General features: G+C 39.2%; 17 protein-coding genes and 1 riboswitch. Of the genes, 8 read left to right on the forward strand and 9 right to left on the reverse strand.

The annotated features are described in order from the left end of the window. Positions 1–7: 7 nt before the first annotated feature. A complete protein-coding gene (yvcK, locus tag CUB63_RS03740; protein WP_072062891.1) occupies positions 8–946 on the reverse strand; it encodes a uridine diphosphate-N-acetylglucosamine-binding protein YvcK in 939 nt (312 codons plus the stop codon). A gap of 279 nt (positions 947–1,225) precedes the next feature. Next, a riboswitch (molybdenum cofactor riboswitch) is annotated at positions 1,226–1,368 on the forward strand. Here yvcK and moaA point away from each other — a divergent pair. The 5 genes from moaA (at position 1,358) to CUB63_RS03765 (ending at position 4,467) form a co-directional block, all read left to right on the forward strand. Further along, the gene (gene moaA, locus CUB63_RS03745; protein WP_072062890.1) at positions 1,358–2,338 is read left to right on the forward strand and encodes a GTP 3',8-cyclase MoaA; all 981 of its coding nucleotides are present in this window, start codon (positions 1,358–1,360) and stop codon (positions 2,336–2,338) included. (Overlaps the previous riboswitch by 11 nt.) 39 nt (positions 2,339–2,377) lie before the next feature. After that, positions 2,378–2,857 (forward strand): cyclic pyranopterin monophosphate synthase MoaC, encoded by a 480-nt coding sequence (gene moaC, locus CUB63_RS03750; RefSeq protein ID WP_072062889.1) that lies wholly within the window; start codon positions 2,378–2,380, stop codon positions 2,855–2,857. Continuing rightward, positions 2,854–3,099 carry a molybdopterin synthase sulfur carrier subunit gene (gene moaD, locus CUB63_RS03755; protein ID WP_109400705.1) on the forward strand — a complete coding sequence of 82 codons (246 nt, stop codon included), beginning with the start codon at positions 2,854–2,856 and terminating at the stop codon, positions 3,097–3,099. Before moaC ends, moaD begins: the two co-directional genes overlap by 4 nt. Position 3,100: 1 nt before the next feature. Then, on the forward strand, positions 3,101–3,562 hold the full coding sequence (gene moaE / locus CUB63_RS03760; protein ID WP_006537587.1) for a molybdopterin synthase catalytic subunit MoaE: 462 nt from the start codon (positions 3,101–3,103) through the stop codon (positions 3,560–3,562). Between the two features lie 194 nt (positions 3,563–3,756). Beyond that, positions 3,757–4,467 (forward strand): Bax inhibitor-1/YccA family protein, encoded by a 711-nt coding sequence (locus CUB63_RS03765; protein ID WP_006537586.1) that lies wholly within the window; start codon positions 3,757–3,759, stop codon positions 4,465–4,467. Between the two features lie 112 nt (positions 4,468–4,579). On the opposite strand, the gene CUB63_RS03770 is transcribed toward CUB63_RS03765, so the two are convergent. From CUB63_RS03770 to CUB63_RS03790, 5 genes are read right to left on the reverse strand one after another with little or no spacing between them, the layout of a single operon-like run. Then, entirely contained in the window at positions 4,580–5,689 is a 1,110-nt protein-coding gene (locus CUB63_RS03770; RefSeq protein ID WP_109847483.1) for an ABC transporter permease, read from the reverse strand. Positions 5,690–5,701: 12 nt separating this feature from the next. Next, the gene (locus CUB63_RS03775) at positions 5,702–6,853 is read right to left on the reverse strand and encodes an ABC transporter permease (protein WP_072062885.1); all 1,152 of its coding nucleotides are present in this window, start codon (positions 6,851–6,853) and stop codon (positions 5,702–5,704) included. Beyond that, a complete protein-coding gene (locus CUB63_RS03780; RefSeq protein WP_109847484.1) occupies positions 6,846–8,615 on the reverse strand; it encodes an ATP-binding cassette domain-containing protein in 1,770 nt (589 codons plus the stop codon). The genes CUB63_RS03775 and CUB63_RS03780 overlap by 8 nt, the downstream gene beginning before the upstream one ends. Before the next feature lie 13 nt (positions 8,616–8,628). Further along, positions 8,629–9,615, reverse strand: coding sequence for a secretion protein HlyD (gene hlyD, locus CUB63_RS03785; protein ID WP_109400707.1), 987 nt, complete (start codon positions 9,613–9,615; stop codon positions 8,629–8,631). An 11-nt stretch (positions 9,616–9,626) separates the two neighbouring features. Beyond that, the gene (locus tag CUB63_RS03790) at positions 9,627–10,325 is read right to left on the reverse strand and encodes a CerR family C-terminal domain-containing protein (protein ID WP_006537579.1); all 699 of its coding nucleotides are present in this window, start codon (positions 10,323–10,325) and stop codon (positions 9,627–9,629) included. 371 nt (positions 10,326–10,696) lie between these two features. Between CUB63_RS03790 and rhlE the strand changes: the two genes are divergently transcribed. From rhlE to CUB63_RS03805, 3 genes are all read left to right on the forward strand, one after another. Further along, entirely contained in the window at positions 10,697–12,124 is a 1,428-nt protein-coding gene (gene rhlE, locus CUB63_RS03795) for an ATP-dependent RNA helicase RhlE (RefSeq protein WP_109847485.1), read from the forward strand. Between the two features lie 9 nt (positions 12,125–12,133). Beyond that, on the forward strand, positions 12,134–13,066 hold the full coding sequence (gene dusC, locus CUB63_RS03800) for a tRNA dihydrouridine(16) synthase DusC (RefSeq protein WP_109847486.1): 933 nt from the start codon (positions 12,134–12,136) through the stop codon (positions 13,064–13,066). Positions 13,067–13,267: 201 nt separating this feature from the next. Continuing rightward, positions 13,268–13,516, forward strand: a complete 249-nt coding sequence (locus tag CUB63_RS03805) for a GlsB/YeaQ/YmgE family stress response membrane protein (protein ID WP_072062879.1) — start codon at positions 13,268–13,270, stop codon at positions 13,514–13,516. A 75-nt stretch (positions 13,517–13,591) separates the two neighbouring features. Here CUB63_RS03805 and sseA read toward each other — a convergent pair whose 3' ends face one another. The 3 genes from sseA to dcuC all read right to left on the reverse strand — a co-directional run bounded on the left by sseA (position 13,592) and on the right by dcuC (position 16,266). Beyond that, positions 13,592–14,434, reverse strand: a complete 843-nt coding sequence (gene sseA / locus CUB63_RS03810; protein ID WP_109847487.1) for a 3-mercaptopyruvate sulfurtransferase — start codon at positions 14,432–14,434, stop codon at positions 13,592–13,594. A 13-nt stretch (positions 14,435–14,447) separates the two neighbouring features. Beyond that, positions 14,448–14,633: a hypothetical protein gene (locus tag CUB63_RS03815; RefSeq protein ID WP_036912140.1), complete on the reverse strand. Its 186-nt coding sequence runs from the start codon at positions 14,631–14,633 to the stop codon at positions 14,448–14,450. Between the two features lie 265 nt (positions 14,634–14,898). Further along, complete coding sequence (gene dcuC / locus CUB63_RS03820) at positions 14,899–16,266, reverse strand: C4-dicarboxylate transporter DcuC (RefSeq protein ID WP_072062877.1); 1,368 nt, start codon at positions 16,264–16,266, stop codon at positions 14,899–14,901. Positions 16,267–16,291: the final 25 nt, after the last annotated feature.

Below are 16,291 nucleotides of genomic sequence, written 5' to 3' on the forward strand. Positions count from 1 at the left end.
ATAAATACTATTTAATAGCTTGAGGTGATGAATTACGTTGCCCTAATTGCTGTAATGTTAACTCAATAGCTTTGCTTAATAGATGGCGGTCGTGACGATAAGGAATATCTTTAGCTTCCAATTGGGTCTGTACAATTAATCGACCTTTCATCGATTCATATTGTGTTTCAGGGCTAATGATCACGGCATCTATTGTTTGTAAACCAATATAATTTTCCATCATAGCGATTTTATCAGACATCGTCATACTGGCAGCCGCGGGGCTTAGCTCTTTGCCTAAATTACCAATATAAATCGTTGTTGCACTACTACGGCGTAATGCTTGTGCAAGCTCTGGCAATAATAACAAAGGCATTAAACTGGTAAAAAAACTACCGGGGCCGATTAAGATAAGATCTGCTTGATCAATGGCTTCAATGGCTTCTCTCGTCGTGGGTACTTTAGGATAAAGATCAAGTTTTTGTGGGATCTTAGGCAAAATATCAACGTTAACTTCACCATAAATCTCATTACCTTGATCATCTATTGCCATTAGATCAACGGCTTGTTCAGACATAGGAATAAGATGTGCATTGACTCTTAATAAGCCACGAATAAGATTAATTGCTTCTAAAGGCCGAACACTTAAGTTATCTAACGCTTTTAGCATTAAATTTCCTAAATTGTGCCCAGCCAGTTCACCTGTACCAGAAAAACGGTATTCAAACATGGCAGAAGCCACCGAAGGCTCAGTAATTAACTGATTAATGCAATTGCGCATATCACCCCACGCAATGCCACCTTCTTCTTGACGAATACGGCCAGTAGAACCGCCATTGTCTGTTGTTGTAACAATACCAGTAAGGCGAGAGCCTAAGTAGGAGAGTGCTGAAAGCACACGTCCAAGGCCATGACCACCACCAAGGGCAACAACACGATCTAAATCACTTAGCGTGCGATTTCGCATATTTGTTCTACTCATCTTTAAAAATTTGCCGCTAATTTATCACAATTAAATTTTAAGCCTATGATCACGACGTGATTTCATCACATTCCTAGTTTTATTTCACTTTTGATAGCCTAATATTTAACCAACTAAAGTGTTTTTATTTATGTTATTAGCGTGACTAAAGTGTTGTAAGTCGTTGTATTATAAATTATATAGCGAAAACATTATTCGCTTTTTGCATAATTAGCAGGTAGAATCCACAATAAATATATAGGTATTAGAAACCTGTGAAAAACAGGTAAAGATAAACTCCTAGCCTTTACGTCTAAGTCGTGTATTGACAAGATATGATGTTCTGGCCGTGACGAAGCAAGTCACCAGGGTGCAAGGTAGAAATGTCTGCATCTCCCGATTTGGAAAGGTGTTATTATGCAACAACTCGTTGATGCGTTTTCCCGCAAGTTTTTCTATCTACGTCTTTCAATTACAGACGTGTGCAATTTCCGTTGTACTTATTGCCTGCCTAATGGTTATAAGCCTAATGGACACAAATCATTTCTTTCATTAGATGAAATCAGTAGACTCACGCAATCTTTTGCTGCATTAGGAACAGAAAAAATCCGCTTAACCGGTGGTGAACCGACAATGCGCCGCGATTTTACTGATATTATCGCGACAATCAAAGATAATGCTGCAATTAAAAAAATTGCAGTAACAACAAATGGTTATCGTTTGTCACGAGATGTTGCACAATGGCGTGACGCGGGTTTAAGTGCAATTAATGTGAGTGTTGATAGCCTCGATCCTCGTCAATTCCATGCTATTACTGGGCAAGATAAATTTAATCAAGTAATGGAAGGTATTGATGCAGCATTTACTGCGGGGTTCGAAAAAGTCAAAGTTAACGTTGTGTTGATGCGCAATGTGAATGATAAAAACCTCCCTGATTTTCTTAATTGGATCAAAGACAGACCTATTCAGCTGCGCTTTATTGAATTAATGGAAACCGGTGACGGGAGTGATATTTTCAACCGCTTTCATTTGTCTGGTGAAGTTATTCGTCAGCGCTTACTCAATGAAGGTTGGTTACAAATTCCTCGCGCCCGTAGTGACGGGCCTGCTCAAGTATTTACCCATCCTGATTATCAAGGTGAAATTGGTCTGATCATGCCTTATGAGAAAGACTTTTGCCTAACCTGTAACCGTTTACGTGTTTCGGCTATTGGTAATCTCCATCTTTGTCTATTTGGTGAAAATGGCATTCCTTTACGCGACTTACTTGCTGATGATAGTCAACAACAAGCATTACAACAGCGTATTCAGGGCGGGCTTCTTCATAAACGAGAAACTCATTTTCTTCATCAAGGCGATAGCGGTATGACACCGAATTTATCTGTTATTGGTGGATAGTTTTTCGCTCTGTTATTTCGTTAATTTCAGGAGTTGTGCATGTCTCAACTAACTCATATTAATGCTGCCGGTGAAGCTCACATGGTAGATGTTAGCGCTAAAGCTGAAACAGTGCGAGAAGCGCGTGCTGAAGCTTTTGTTGAAATGTCAGCAGAAACATTAAGCATGATCACCGAAGGTAAACACCATAAAGGTGATGTATTTGCGACCGCAAGAATTGCAGGTATTCAAGCAGCAAAAAGAACATGGGAATTAATCCCATTATGTCACCCGCTGTTATTAACTAAAGTCGAAGTGCGTTTAGAAGCACTCACTGAATCTAATCGTGTACGCATTGAATCTGTTTGTCGTTTAACCGGTAAAACAGGGGTTGAGATGGAAGCATTGACTGCGGCATCGGTAGCGGCGTTAACGATTTATGATATGTGTAAAGCCGTTCAAAAAGATATGGTGATAGGGCCTGTACGTTTATTAGAAAAAACAGGTGGTAAATCAGGCCACTTTAAGGTGGAAGCATGATTAAAGTTCTCTTTTTTGCGCAAGTCCGTGAGTTAGTGGGTGTTGATTCTCTCGAATTAGATTGTGAATACCACACAGTAGACGATTTACGTAAAGTATTAATCAACAAAGGTGAACGATGGTCACTTGCGTTAGAAGATGGCAAGTTACTCTCAGCGGTAAATCAATCTTTTGTTCAAGGTTCTCACGTTATTAATGATGGTGATGAAATCGCCTTTTTCCCACCTGTTACAGGAGGATAAGATGAGCGCATCAACTCGTATTTCAGTACAAACCGAAAACTTTAGTGTTGGTGATGAATACCAATGGCTTTCTGAGTGCGACAGTGATGGCGCTGTTGTGACCTTTACAGGGAAAGTGCGTAATCACAATTTAGGGGATGAAGTCAGTACGCTCACGCTTGAACATTACCCAGGTATGACTGAAAAGGCGCTTAATGACATTGTTAATGAAGCGCGAGGTCGTTGGCCTTTACAACGAGTTAGTGTTATTCACCGAGTGGGTACATTGAATATCGGTGAAGAAATAGTGTTTGTGGGTGTCACTAGTTCCCATCGTAATAGCGCGTTTGAATCTGCTGAATTTATTATGGATTTTTTAAAAACACGTGCGCCTTTTTGGAAAAAAGAAGGGCTCTCTGAAAATAATGATAGATGGGTTGAAGCACGCCAAAGTGATTATGATTCAGCCGAGCGTTGGGAATAAACCACTACGCTGAATTAAACGCTACATAACTTTACTTCAATTTATTTTATGATGACATTTCATACAGTTTATTTTATGGAAATGTAAAGTCAGTGTGATAAAATTAAATCCTAATGAGTCCATAATGGACTCTTTACTGAAATAAACGTTATCGTTAAACCTAACGTTATCACTATGATTAAAGGGTAATCATCATGGATCGATTTTCACGTTCAAATGATTCAATCGTACAGCGCACAGGTTCTGGCCTACAAACCTTTATGGCTCAGGTTTATGGTTGGATGACTGTCGGCCTGTTATTAACTGCGTTTGTTGCATTATACGTTGCATCAAGCGAAGCATTATTATCAATGATTTTCTCAAGCAAGATCGTCTTTTTTGGTTTGATCATTGCTCAATTAGGATTAGTTTTCGTGTTATCAGGTATGGTTCATAAAATGAGTGGTGCAATGGCAACCTCATTATTTATGCTCTATTCCGTGCTAACCGGTGTCACTATCTCAAGCGTATTACTGGTTTATACCGCATCTTCGATTGCGAGCACCTTCTTTATTTGTGCGGCAATGTTTGGTGCATTAAGTATTTACGGTTACACCACTAAACGTAGCTTAACGGGTATGGGTAGCTTCCTGTTTATGGGGCTTATCGGTATCATTATTGCTTCTATCGTGAATATCTTTATGCAAAGCTCAATGATGAGCATGGTTATCTCTTACGCTGGTGTGTTAATTTTCGCAGGTTTAACTGCTTATGACACACAAAAACTAAAAGATATGGGTAATGAGATTAACCAAGAAGATAAAGAAAATATGCGCCGTTACTCAATCATGGGTGCATTAACGCTTTATTTAGATTTCATCAACTTGTTCTTAATGTTACTGCGTATTTTAGGCGACCGTCGTTAATTTTAACGATATGACGTTGATAGACGCTGTTTAACAACAGTATAAAAAATAAATCCCATAACTTTATAAGTTGTGGGATTTTTTTGTATTGAATAATTTAATTGTTATTGTTTTAAGCAATCTTTCTTCGGAAAAGATAATAAGCAATGCTACCCGTTCCTACTGCAATCACTAATAAAGGCCATAAGCTGTGCCATATTACGGTGATATCTGCATTTTTAAGGTAAATCTGTTTTGTGATATCGGTGAAATGACGAATAGGGTTTATCCATGTGGCATGTTGTAGCCAAACGGGCATGTTTTCTACGGGAGAAATATAACCGGATAATAAAACCGCAGGCATCATAAACACAAATACACCAATAAAAGCCTGTTGTTGTGTCGAACTTAAGGCCGATATTAACAAACCAAACCCTACCAGCGATAAGCCATAAATCAGCATGGTAAAGTAAAATAGAACCAGTGAGCCAGAAAACGGAATTTGATAACCAAATATCCCAATAATTAATACGATGGTACCTTGAACGGCAGCGACAACCATTGCAGGAATCGCCTTACCGATAAAAATTTGCCATGTTGATAGAGGTGAAACTAATAGTTGATCTAAAGTGCCTTGTTCACGTTCTCTAGCAACGGAAAGTGAAGTGACTATCATCACGCCAATGGTAATAATCAACGCTACTAACGAAGGTACAATAAACCATTTGTAGTTTAAATTAGGGTTATACCAATTGCGAACAACAAGTTCTGTTTTATTCAGCAAAGAAGGTGTATTACCTGCTAATTCAGCTTGATAGTTTTGAACGATTTGCTGTACATAATTAGCAGCGATTTGCGCACTATTTGAATTTCGACCATCTAGGATTAATTGCAATTTGGTAGGAGCACGGCTTTCTAAATCAGCACTAAAATTCTGTGGAAAACGAACTAATAAAAGCGCTTTGCGATTATCAATTGTTTCTTTTATTTCATGTTCGTTTTTAAGCAAAAGAGTTTGAGCAAATGCACTTGCTTTGGCGATACGTTGGGTTAACTCAATAGATTGTTTTCCATTATCCTCATCAAAAATTGCAATAGAGGCATTGGTAACATCTAACGTCGCTGCAAAAGGGAATAAGATCATCTGAAAGATCACGGGTACTATTAAAATAATACGCGTTTGAGGCTCTTGTAATAATGACTGTAGCTCTTTCATTATCAAGGTGAGAAGTCGATAAAACATAAAGTTCTCCCTTTAATCTAATCGACGACGTGTTGCTAACGCCGTTAATCCAATAAAAAATATCGCCGATACAATTAATAGCCACATATCTAGCATCAATATCAATGGAATATCGCCAGCTAAAAATAGCGTTTGTAAACTACTCACAAAATAACGCGCAGGAATAAAATAGGTCACCACTTGAATAAAGATGGGCATACTATCAATTTCAAACACAAAGCCTGATAACATAATTGCGGGCAAAAATGCAGCGTTTAACGAAATCATTGCCGCATTAAATTGATTACGCGTTAGCGTGGAAATAAGCAATCCCATGCCTAAAGCGGTAGCTAAAAAGAGCGAGGTGATCCCACCTAAAATCCACAACGATCCTCGATAAGGTACGCCAAGCACAAATACGGTGACTACCATACACAAGATCATGACAAAACTGCCTAACACTTGGTAAGGAATAAGTTTTGAAAGTAAGAGTTCTGTGCGAGTGATTTGGGTGGAAAGTAGCGCTTCCATAGTACCACGTTCCCATTCACGAGCTATTACTAACGAAGTGAGAATTGCGCCGACAACGGTAATAATAATAGTAACCGCACCTGGAATAATATAGTGCTGACTTATCGCCGCAGGATTAAACCAATAGCGAGGCTCTATTTCAATTAATGGTGTAGTATCAATACCCTTACTAATGGCTTGTTGCTGCAACCAAATTTGCCAAACGCCTTTGGTATAAGCCTGAACAAAGTTTGCAGTATTGGGCTCACTGCCATCGGTGATCACTTGAATAGGGGCTGTAGTATCTTGACGGGCAAGTAATTCAGCAAAATTAACAGGAATAACCACAATGCCACGAATTTGCCCCGCTTGCATTTTATCGATTAATAATTGTCGATTATCACTAATAGTTGCATTGATATACGGTGAGTTTGTGAAGGTGTAAACAAGCTCTTGTGCGGGTTGGCTTTGTTGATTAGTTAAAATACCAATATTTAATTTGCTTGAGTCTAAATTAATGCCATATCCAAAAATAAATAGCAAAGTGAGCGGGATAACAATAGCAATTAGGGCACTACTGGGATCACGGGTGATCTGCTTTGTTTCTTTTAAACACAGTGCGTATAAACGTCGCCAAGAAAAGCGAGCATGAGATGATTGAGCTGAATTATGCATGTTTTTCGCTCCCTTTATCATTTTCACTTTCAAGTTTTTTATCGTAATCCAGCACTAAACCAATAAAGGCATCCTCCATTGAAGGAGTTGGATTATCATCACTGGCAACCATTTTTTTGAGAGAATCTGGCTCACCAGCCGCAATGATTTTTCCGCGATAAACCAAACCAATACGATCACAATACTCGGCTTCGTCCATAAAGTGAGTGGTAACCATCACGGTCACTCCTTTATCAACCATGCCATTAATATGTAGCCAAAATTCTCTTCGTGTTAATGGATCAACGCCTGATGTTGGTTCATCTAAAAAGAGAATATCAGGCTCATGCATTAATGAGCACGCAAGGGCAAGGCGCTGTTTATAACCTAAAGGCAAGGTTTCAGTGATTTGATTTACCATTGGCTGTAAACCAAAAGCAGTTATCATATCGTTGATTTTATCGCGTTGCTGTTTGCCATGTAAGCCATAAACACCAGAGAAGAATTTCAAGTTTTGTCCCACTTTAAGGTTGCCATAAAGTGAGAATTTTTGTGCCATATAACCTAAATGTTGACGCGCTTTACCTGAGCTTTCTTTTAAGTCCATACCTAGCACAAGGGCTTTACCGCTGGTAGGGACTAATAAACCACACATCATTTTAAAGGTTGTCGATTTACCTGCACCGTTAGGGCCCAATAAACCGAAAATTTCACCACGTTTAACTTGAAAATCGACATGATCGGTTGCTGCAAATTGCCCAAACATTTTGGTTAACTGTTGCGCTTCAATCACAGTCTCATTAGGTGAAGGAGGGATCTGAGGTATAATTTCAGCTAATTCAGATTTATGAGAAGGTCCACCTCCTAATAAATCGATAAAAGCATCTTCAAAGCGAGGAGTAGCAGGAATAAGCTTCGCATCAGGTTTACCCAAAGCGTTCAGTAATTCAGATTGATTACTCTGTTTTTTCAGGATCAAACGAACAGATTGTCCTTGAATAACACCATCAGTTACTTGAGGTTGAATAATAGCTTGTTGTAATACTTTTCTTCGCTGATGGCCTTCAACATCAAGCAGAAAAGAACGACCTGCCATTTTTGCTGTTAAGTCTTGTGGAATACCACTATAAAGTAACTCTCCTTTGTTAAGCAAAAGAATGTTTTTACATTGCTCTGCTTCATCAAGATAAGAGGTGCTCCATAGTATCAACATGCCATCGCTGGCCAAAGCATGCACCATTTGCCAAAGTTCACGGCGTGCAATGGGATCGACCCCAACACCGGGCTCATCAAGCAGTAAAACTTTAGGACTACCTAATAAAGTACAAGCAAGCCCCAATTTCTGTTTCATTCCGCCTGAAAGATTGCCTGCAAGGCGAGAGGTAAAGCGAGTGAGATCGGTAAAAGAGAGCAACTGTTGGTAAACTTTTTTACGCTCTTCACCGATGACATTTTTTAAATCAGCATAAAGATTAAGGTTTTCTAATACTGTTAAATCTTCATAGAGCCCAAATTTTTGTGGCATATAGCCAAGAATAGCTCTGACATCGACACTCTGTTTTTGCGGATCCATGCCTAAAATACGAATATCACCGGCATCTGGTTTTAATAGCCCAGCAAGCATCCGAATTAAGGTTGTTTTACCTGCACCATCGGGGCCAACTAATCCCGTCACAGAGCCACCTGTGATGGTGGCTGTTAATGACGAAACTGCAGGGTTTTCCATCCCTATAAAGCGTTTCTCAACACCTTGAAGTTCGATAGTGTAATCAGTGTGTTCCATTTTTCCCTCACATTTAATGAGAGGAGGCAAATTTTAAGGTGACAGGCATACCTTGGCGCAATTCGTCATCGGCATCTGTTACAACCACTCTGAGGCGATAAACTAAATCCGTTCTTAATTCAGGTGTTTCCACACTTTTTGGCGTAAATTCGGCTGTTGGGGAAACAAATCCAATCGTACCATGGTATGGCTTATCCTTACGTCCATCGGTGTAGAGATAAACTTCTCGATTGGGAATAGCTTCGTTTAAATGTGTTTCACTGATATAAGCTCTGACCCAAACAGGGTTAGTTAATGACACCGTAAATACAGGGCTTCCAGCAGATAATATTGTGCCTGGCTCCACAGCTCGAGTTAACACAGTACCTTGTGATGGAGAGATTAATTGCGTGTCTTGGAGATTTAATTCTGCTTGTGCGACGGCGGCTTTAGCTTGCATAACTTGTCCTTTCGCCGCATCAATATCTTCTTTTCGATAACCATTTTGATATTGATTTAATTTATCTTGGGCTGCTTTTAAGGCTGCGGCTGCTTGATTGCGATTATTTCTTGCGCTATCTAACTCATTGGCTGAAATGACTTTTCGGTTAGCCAAATCTTGCTGGCGTTTATAAAAGTTGTTGGCATATTGCCAAGCTGCTTGTTTTAATGACACATCAGATTGGGCTTGTGCAATTTCTTCACTGCGATAACCGGCTTCCATTAACGCTAATGCAGCAATAGCACTATCACGCTCACCATAAGCTTTATTTAGTGCATTACGATAGGGGGCATCATCAAGTTTTCCTAACAATTGCCCTTGTTTGACTGGGGCACCTTCATCAACGAGTAATGTGTCTAATCTTCCAGCAACACGAAAACTAAGATTGACTGTACGTATATCGACATTGCCATAGAGTACTAATTCAGACTCTTTGTTTTCTTCATAATAATAGATACCTGCAATAATACCGATAATAATCATTAAGATAATAAACAAACTGACTTTTTTAGTTTTCATAATAACTCTATTTATGCGTGATGTGGGTTAGTGTAAATCTCTCTTAATCCGTTGAGTAATAAAGTAATATGAGTTTTTAAGGTATTCGAGATAATTTGATATTCATTTTTACCTATTCTATCCCATCCTGTTTGTCTAAGAATGGTTTCTCTTACTAAACGAAATGATAGCACTTCGCCTAAAATAGCGTGAGTATGTAACATCGTTGTGGGTAGTGTAGCATCTAAACCAATATAGAGAGCTAATAGTTTGTTTACACGCGTTAAAAGCGGCGATAATGCTTGTTGGTGGATCAAAGAGTATGCTTCTGTGGGAACAAGCTGTTCTCTTGCCATGATACGACTAAGATGAATATTTTCTTTATCAAGCACAAGACGAGCATATTGTAGAAAACTATCTGTGATAAGCGTTTGCAGTAATGGCAAATGTTCTGTTGGGTTAGGTCGTTCAAGAAATTCGTCAAGAATGACCACTGTCGGTTCAAAATCAAGGCGAATAAGATCAGCAATATGTTGTGCAACGGCGAGATATAACCCTTCTTTAGAACCAAAATAATAAGCGATAGCGGCAATATTTTGTTGAGCAGCTTGTGCAATTTGGCGTGTGGTGGCTGCATCGGGGCCATTTTTACCAAAGATCTCACATGCCGCTTCCAATAATTGTCGTTTTGCTAGTTCACCACGTGTCGTCTTCTGATGGGTTTCTGACATAATCGAAGATACCTTACTTAAGTAAAATGTAACAAAACCAATGATATTAAAAACAGCGATAACAAGGCGTATTATATTAGATGATATTGAACAATAGGGAAAATTTGTAATAAATAATCGAATAAAAGTGATTTGTAATAAAAAATACTATCTATTATTGAAAATTATTTTTGTATTCTGAATATAGCAAAAACTGTTAAAATAGGGGTTATTAGGTTAACCTAGCAAGGTTCATTCTCTTTTATCACTGTCTATACCTAGAAATGATAGTACCTATAGAGTAATAATATTTATAGATTGACAGTATGAAAGCCCGTCATTTTTAATTTCAATCACCGTGTTATACGTTTTGGTTGTAGGAGACTACTGTTTTGACCGATTTTACATCGCTTGGTTTAAGTGAGGCGCTTCTCCGCGCTATTGATGAACAAGGGTATAAAACCCCAACCCCTATTCAACAACAGGCGATTGAGCCGATTTTGGCAGGTAAAGACGTATTAGCCAGTGCACAAACAGGCACAGGTAAAACAGCAGCTTTTACATTACCAATATTGGAAAAGTTATCTCAATCAGCTACAAAAACTAAAGGTCGCCAACCCGTTAAAGCGCTGATTTTGACACCAACACGTGAGCTTGCCGCTCAAATTGCTGAAAACGTAAAAGCGTATAGCCGTTATATTCCTATTCGTTCACTTGTGGTTTTCGGTGGTGTGAGTATTAACCCACAAATGATGAAATTGCGTGGTGGCGTTGATGTATTGATCGCAACGCCTGGGCGTTTACTCGACCTTGAACATCAAAATGCGGTTGATCTTTCTCGTGTTGAAGTCTTAGTGCTTGATGAAGCTGATCGTATGTTAGATATGGGCTTTATTCATGATATTCGCCGTGTGATCAATAAATTACCGAAAAAACGTCAAAATTTATTGTTCTCTGCGACATTTTCTAAAGAGATCACAGGACTTGCCAACTCGTTGTTAAATAATCCTGTGAGTATTTCCGTTGCACCAAAAAATTCAGCAGCTGAATCTGTTGATCAATATGTCCATTTAGTGGATAAAAAACGTAAAACAGAGTTGTTATCACATTTAATTGGCTTAGAAAACTGGCCACAAGTGCTTATTTTTACACGTACAAAGCACGGTGCTAATAAGCTTGCTGAACATTTAAATGCTGATGGTATCAAATCAGCGGCTATTCATGGCAATAAAAGCCAAGGTGCGAGAACTCGTGCTTTAGCTGACTTTAAAGACGGTAAATTAAAAGCGCTGGTGGCAACTGATATTGCCGCTCGTGGCCTTGATATTGACCAACTGCCTTATGTCGTCAATTTTGAATTACCGCAAGTTGCAGAAGATTATGTTCACCGTATTGGTAGAACAGGTCGTGCTGCTGCAACAGGTAAAGCTATTTCATTGGTTTGTGTTGATGAACATGGATTATTAGCTGATATCGAGCGTCTATTAAAACGTGAAATTCCTCGTTTAGCCTTAGAAGGTTACGATCCTGATCCTTCAATTAAAGCGGCTCCATTGCATAAGAAGCCAAAAAATAATGCACCACGTAGAAGTGGCGGTGGTCATGGGCGTGCAGATATTCGTGGCAAAGATAATCGTAATAATGCTCGTAAAGAGAATGATAGTGAAGGCAGTAAAGACGGTGGTCGTTATAAAAGCAAAGAAAACTACCGTAATAAAGATGGCTCTCGTACTGGTAAATTAGGGCCTCGTCGTTCACGTAAAAGTGATGAAGGTAGTAATAATCAAAGCCCTTGGTCAAAAGCTAGAAAAGAGTTTTGAGGTTAAAAAGTGCGAGTTCTATTAGCGCCAATGGAGGGGGTTTTAGACCCCCTTGTGAGAGAGTTACTCACTTCGATTAACGATTACGATCTCTGTATTACAGAGTTTGTGCGTGTTGTTGATTCATTATTACCAACAAAAGCTTTTTATCGCTTATGTCCTGAACTACATACAGAAAGTCGCACTAAAAGTGGAACACTGGTGCGGGTGCAATTATTAGGGCAACATCCACAATGGTTGGCTGAAAATGCCTTTAGGGCGGTATCATTAGGCTCTTGGGGGGTTGATTTAAACTGTGGTTGCCCTTCAAAAACAGTCAATGGTAGTGGTGGTGGTGCTTCTCTTCTAAAACAGCCAGAAACGATTTATCAAGCAACAAAAGCAATGCGTGACGCAGTGCCTTCAGCGTTACCTGTCTCTGTTAAAGTAAGACTTGGTTGGGATTCTTCTGCGTATAGTCATGAAATTGCTGATGCCGTAGCACAAGGTGGTGCTACGGAAATCACGATACATGGCAGGACAAAAGAAGATGGCTATAATGCTGAAAAAATTAATTGGCAAGCCATTGGTGATATTCGTCAAAGACTCTCAATACCTGTGATTGCCAATGGTGAAATTTGGAACCGTGAAGACGCACTCGCCTGTTTAGCGACAACGGGTTGTGATGCGATAATGATTGGTCGTGGCGCCATGAACACGCCTAATTTAAGCCGTGTTGTAAAGGGGATTGAAGCAAGAATGCCTTGGCAAGAGGTGATTGAATTATTAAAGCGCTATGTTCGTTTAGAAAAGCGTGGCGATACAACAATTTATCATGCATCACGGATTAAACAGTGGTTTAGCTATTTACGCAAAGAGTATCCCGAGGCCGATGAGTTATTTCGGCAAATTAGAACATTAAAAACGTCGCCAGAAATTGCGCTCGCCATAGAGGCGCTGTAGTTTAAAAATAATCTTATTCGATAATAATAGCGCTCATTAATCAGCGCTATTTTTTTGTTCGTTAAGCAATAATCTCTCTATTTATCTTAAATATGATGTTACTTATCTCTAACAATTGGAAAAAATAACTATTTCGACTTACACTCAATAGGTGACATTTTTAGGTATGTTGTCTATATCATGACTATTTTAGGGGGAAATATGGGAATTCTTTCTTGGATTATTTTTGGTTTGATTGCGGGTATTCTGGCGAAATTCTTAATGCCTGGCTCTTATGATATTGGTCTGATATGGACTTGTATTTTAGGTATTGTGGGGGCGGTTGTTGGTGGCGCAATTAGTAGCTTCTTTGGCAAAGGCAAAGTGGATGGCTTTAACTTTGGTAGTTTTGTCGTTGCTGTGATTGGTGCCATTGTGGTGCTCTATCTTGCAAAGATATTTGCAAGTTAATATCTTCATACCAAATAGAGATTGACAACAAACCCGCGTAATGCGGGTTTACTTTTTCAGGCAAAATAGATCAAGTTAGCATTCACAAGGAAGGGCACTTTCAGCACCCCATTGTGCCCAAGAACCGTCATAAAGTGCGATAGATTGGCAACCTAATACGGTTAACGCTAAAAATAAAATTGCCGCGGTCATACCTGAACCACAAGTCACAATAATAGGTTGTGATAAATCAATACCAGATTGTTCAAAAATTTGCTTTAGCTCAGCATTGCTTTTCAATTGCCCATTAACAACGAGTTCATTCCAAGGCACATTTTTACTACCCGGGATATGTCCACTACGCAAACCAGGACGGGGTTCAGGTGCTCTACCATAAAAACGATCAGCAGAACGTGCATCAACTACCTGTTTTTGTTTGGTCTCTAAATTATCAAGAAGTTGCTGTTTATTGGCATAACGTTGTGCATGACGTTCAACAATAAAAGGAGACAGTGCCGGCACTTTAATTGCTTTACCTTGTTCTGTTGCAAATCCAGCTTCAACCCATGCCTGTAAGCCACCAGCAAGAATACGCACATTACAACAACCTAGCGTTGTTAATGTCCACCAACCTCTAGGTGCGGAAAATAAGTTGCCTTGATCGTAAAGAATAACCGTTGTGGTATTAGAGATACCTAATTGCGTCAGCGTTTCTGAAAAGAGTGCATCAGATGGCAACATATGTGGCAATGTTGTCGTTTTATCTGCGATTTCATCGAGATCAAAAAAATGAGCATGTGGAATATGACGTTCAAGGTAAAGTGCTTGATAGTCAATCTGTTGAGTGGGCATTGGTGCGCTGACATCAAGGATCACAACATCAGCATTATGTTGATGTTCAAATAGCCATTGGGGTGTAACAAAGTAATCGTATTCCACGGTGCGACCTCATTTATTTAGCAGAAGGTGAGCTGTCTGGGATAGCTGGAAATTGCTGTGTAGGTGATGTTTCAGGTTGAGTTTGCTCTGTTTCTATTGGTGTTGTGGAGCGTGTATAGATATTTAAGCCCGCAAGGAAAACACCACCGATAGAACCAAAGGCAAGTAGCGCGATAATAACAATAATTATTTTTTTCATAATGTTCATTTGCAGATGAATGTTGCGCAAAAGTATATCGAGATATGAAGTTGAAACAAGTGCTAAGTCAGTTTAATCGACAAATGATAGTGGCTAAAAAAGAGATAAATAGTTAAATAAACAGGCTATTTATTTTTTATAAATAGCCTGAGTAAAGTTGGTGTTGGCGTTAATTATTTCAATCAAAGGTTACAGTCAATGATAAGAAAAAACCCCTTAAACTCAGGAGTAAATGAGCTTAAGGGCAAGGGGTAACGCAACTTAATTAAGAATATAAAAACCAGAATGTCATTGCTAAGTTCACAATGGCTGCGACAGCCATAGGAATAGCAGTACGTTTAACTATTTGGAAAGGTGAGACATTCGCAATACCTGCAATGGCGACAATAGCGGCAGTAATGGGTGAAACAGTACGACCAAAACTTGTCATTATTTGCATTGGTAAAATTAAAGTGACCACATCTACTTTTAAGAATGCAGCAATTTTCGGTGTTAAGGCGGCGAATGAGAAGAATGCCGCATTACCTGATCCCATTAAAAAGGCGGCTAATGCAAGAATGGCACTCATGACAATGATCATGGCGGCAATACCAAAACCTGCATCTTGAGCAGAGCTAATGAGTGTGTCGACGGCACCACTTTTTAGTAAACCATTCGCAAAGAATTCACCTGATACAATTAACGAGACCACTAATACAAATTGCTTACCCATTCCTTCAAAAAACAGCATAAAGCTATTCATTACCGCTTTTGCATCGCGTAAGCGAACATATTCAAAAAGAAGTGCAATCACAGTACTAATAATCATCGCTGTGGTGACTTCTAATTTAATATAAGGGTGTAGCAAAGGACTGAAGCCGATAATCAGAATTAAAGGGATCACGGGTAATAAGGCATAAGATAACGGGACTTTATTACCTTCTTCTTTTACGACATCAATGGTTGTTGGGTCGAAAACAAATCCTTCACGTTTATCCCACCAGCGTTGAATAAAGAAATGAGTAATCGCAACCGCAATAATAATAGGAATAGTAACGGGTAATTGGTGCTGAACAAAATAGACGGCAGGTTCAATATCCGCTGTTTTTGCTGCCATAATCACATTACCAGAACCGGGACCATGGTCGATAAACTGGCAACATCCAATTACGGCTAAAGCGGAAAGTGGACTAATACCAGAACGAATTAATATCGGATACATAGTGACCATTAACAGCATACCTAAACCTGCATGGCTAGGGATAAAGATCACCAAGATTTGAGTAACGAGAAATGAAATCACTAATAATAAGTAAGGTGATTTTATCGCTTTTAATGGCTTTTCAAAAATAGCGAATAAAGCACGGCTTGCGCCAACGTGTTCCATATAACGAGAGAAACCGGCAATTGCCATTAATGTTAAACCAAGACCCGCTAGGCGAGAACTCATAATATTCGTAAAGATTTGGAAAACATCAAAATATTTAAATTGAGTGGATTTATTTTCTGGTAATAACGGATTAAGATCTAGAGATGCTGTTAAGAGCAAGAGTAATAACCCGCCGAGTAATAATACTGGTTGAGGTTTATAACCCCGCGCCAGTAAATAAACCACCAGCACTGTTACCAGCGCGGCAATAATTAAACCTGTCATAGTGAATTCCCCGGTAATGATGCAA

It is taken from the genome of Proteus penneri (assembly GCF_003144535.1).
In the GTDB taxonomy this organism is placed as follows: Bacteria; Pseudomonadota; Gammaproteobacteria; order Enterobacterales; family Enterobacteriaceae; genus Proteus; species Proteus penneri.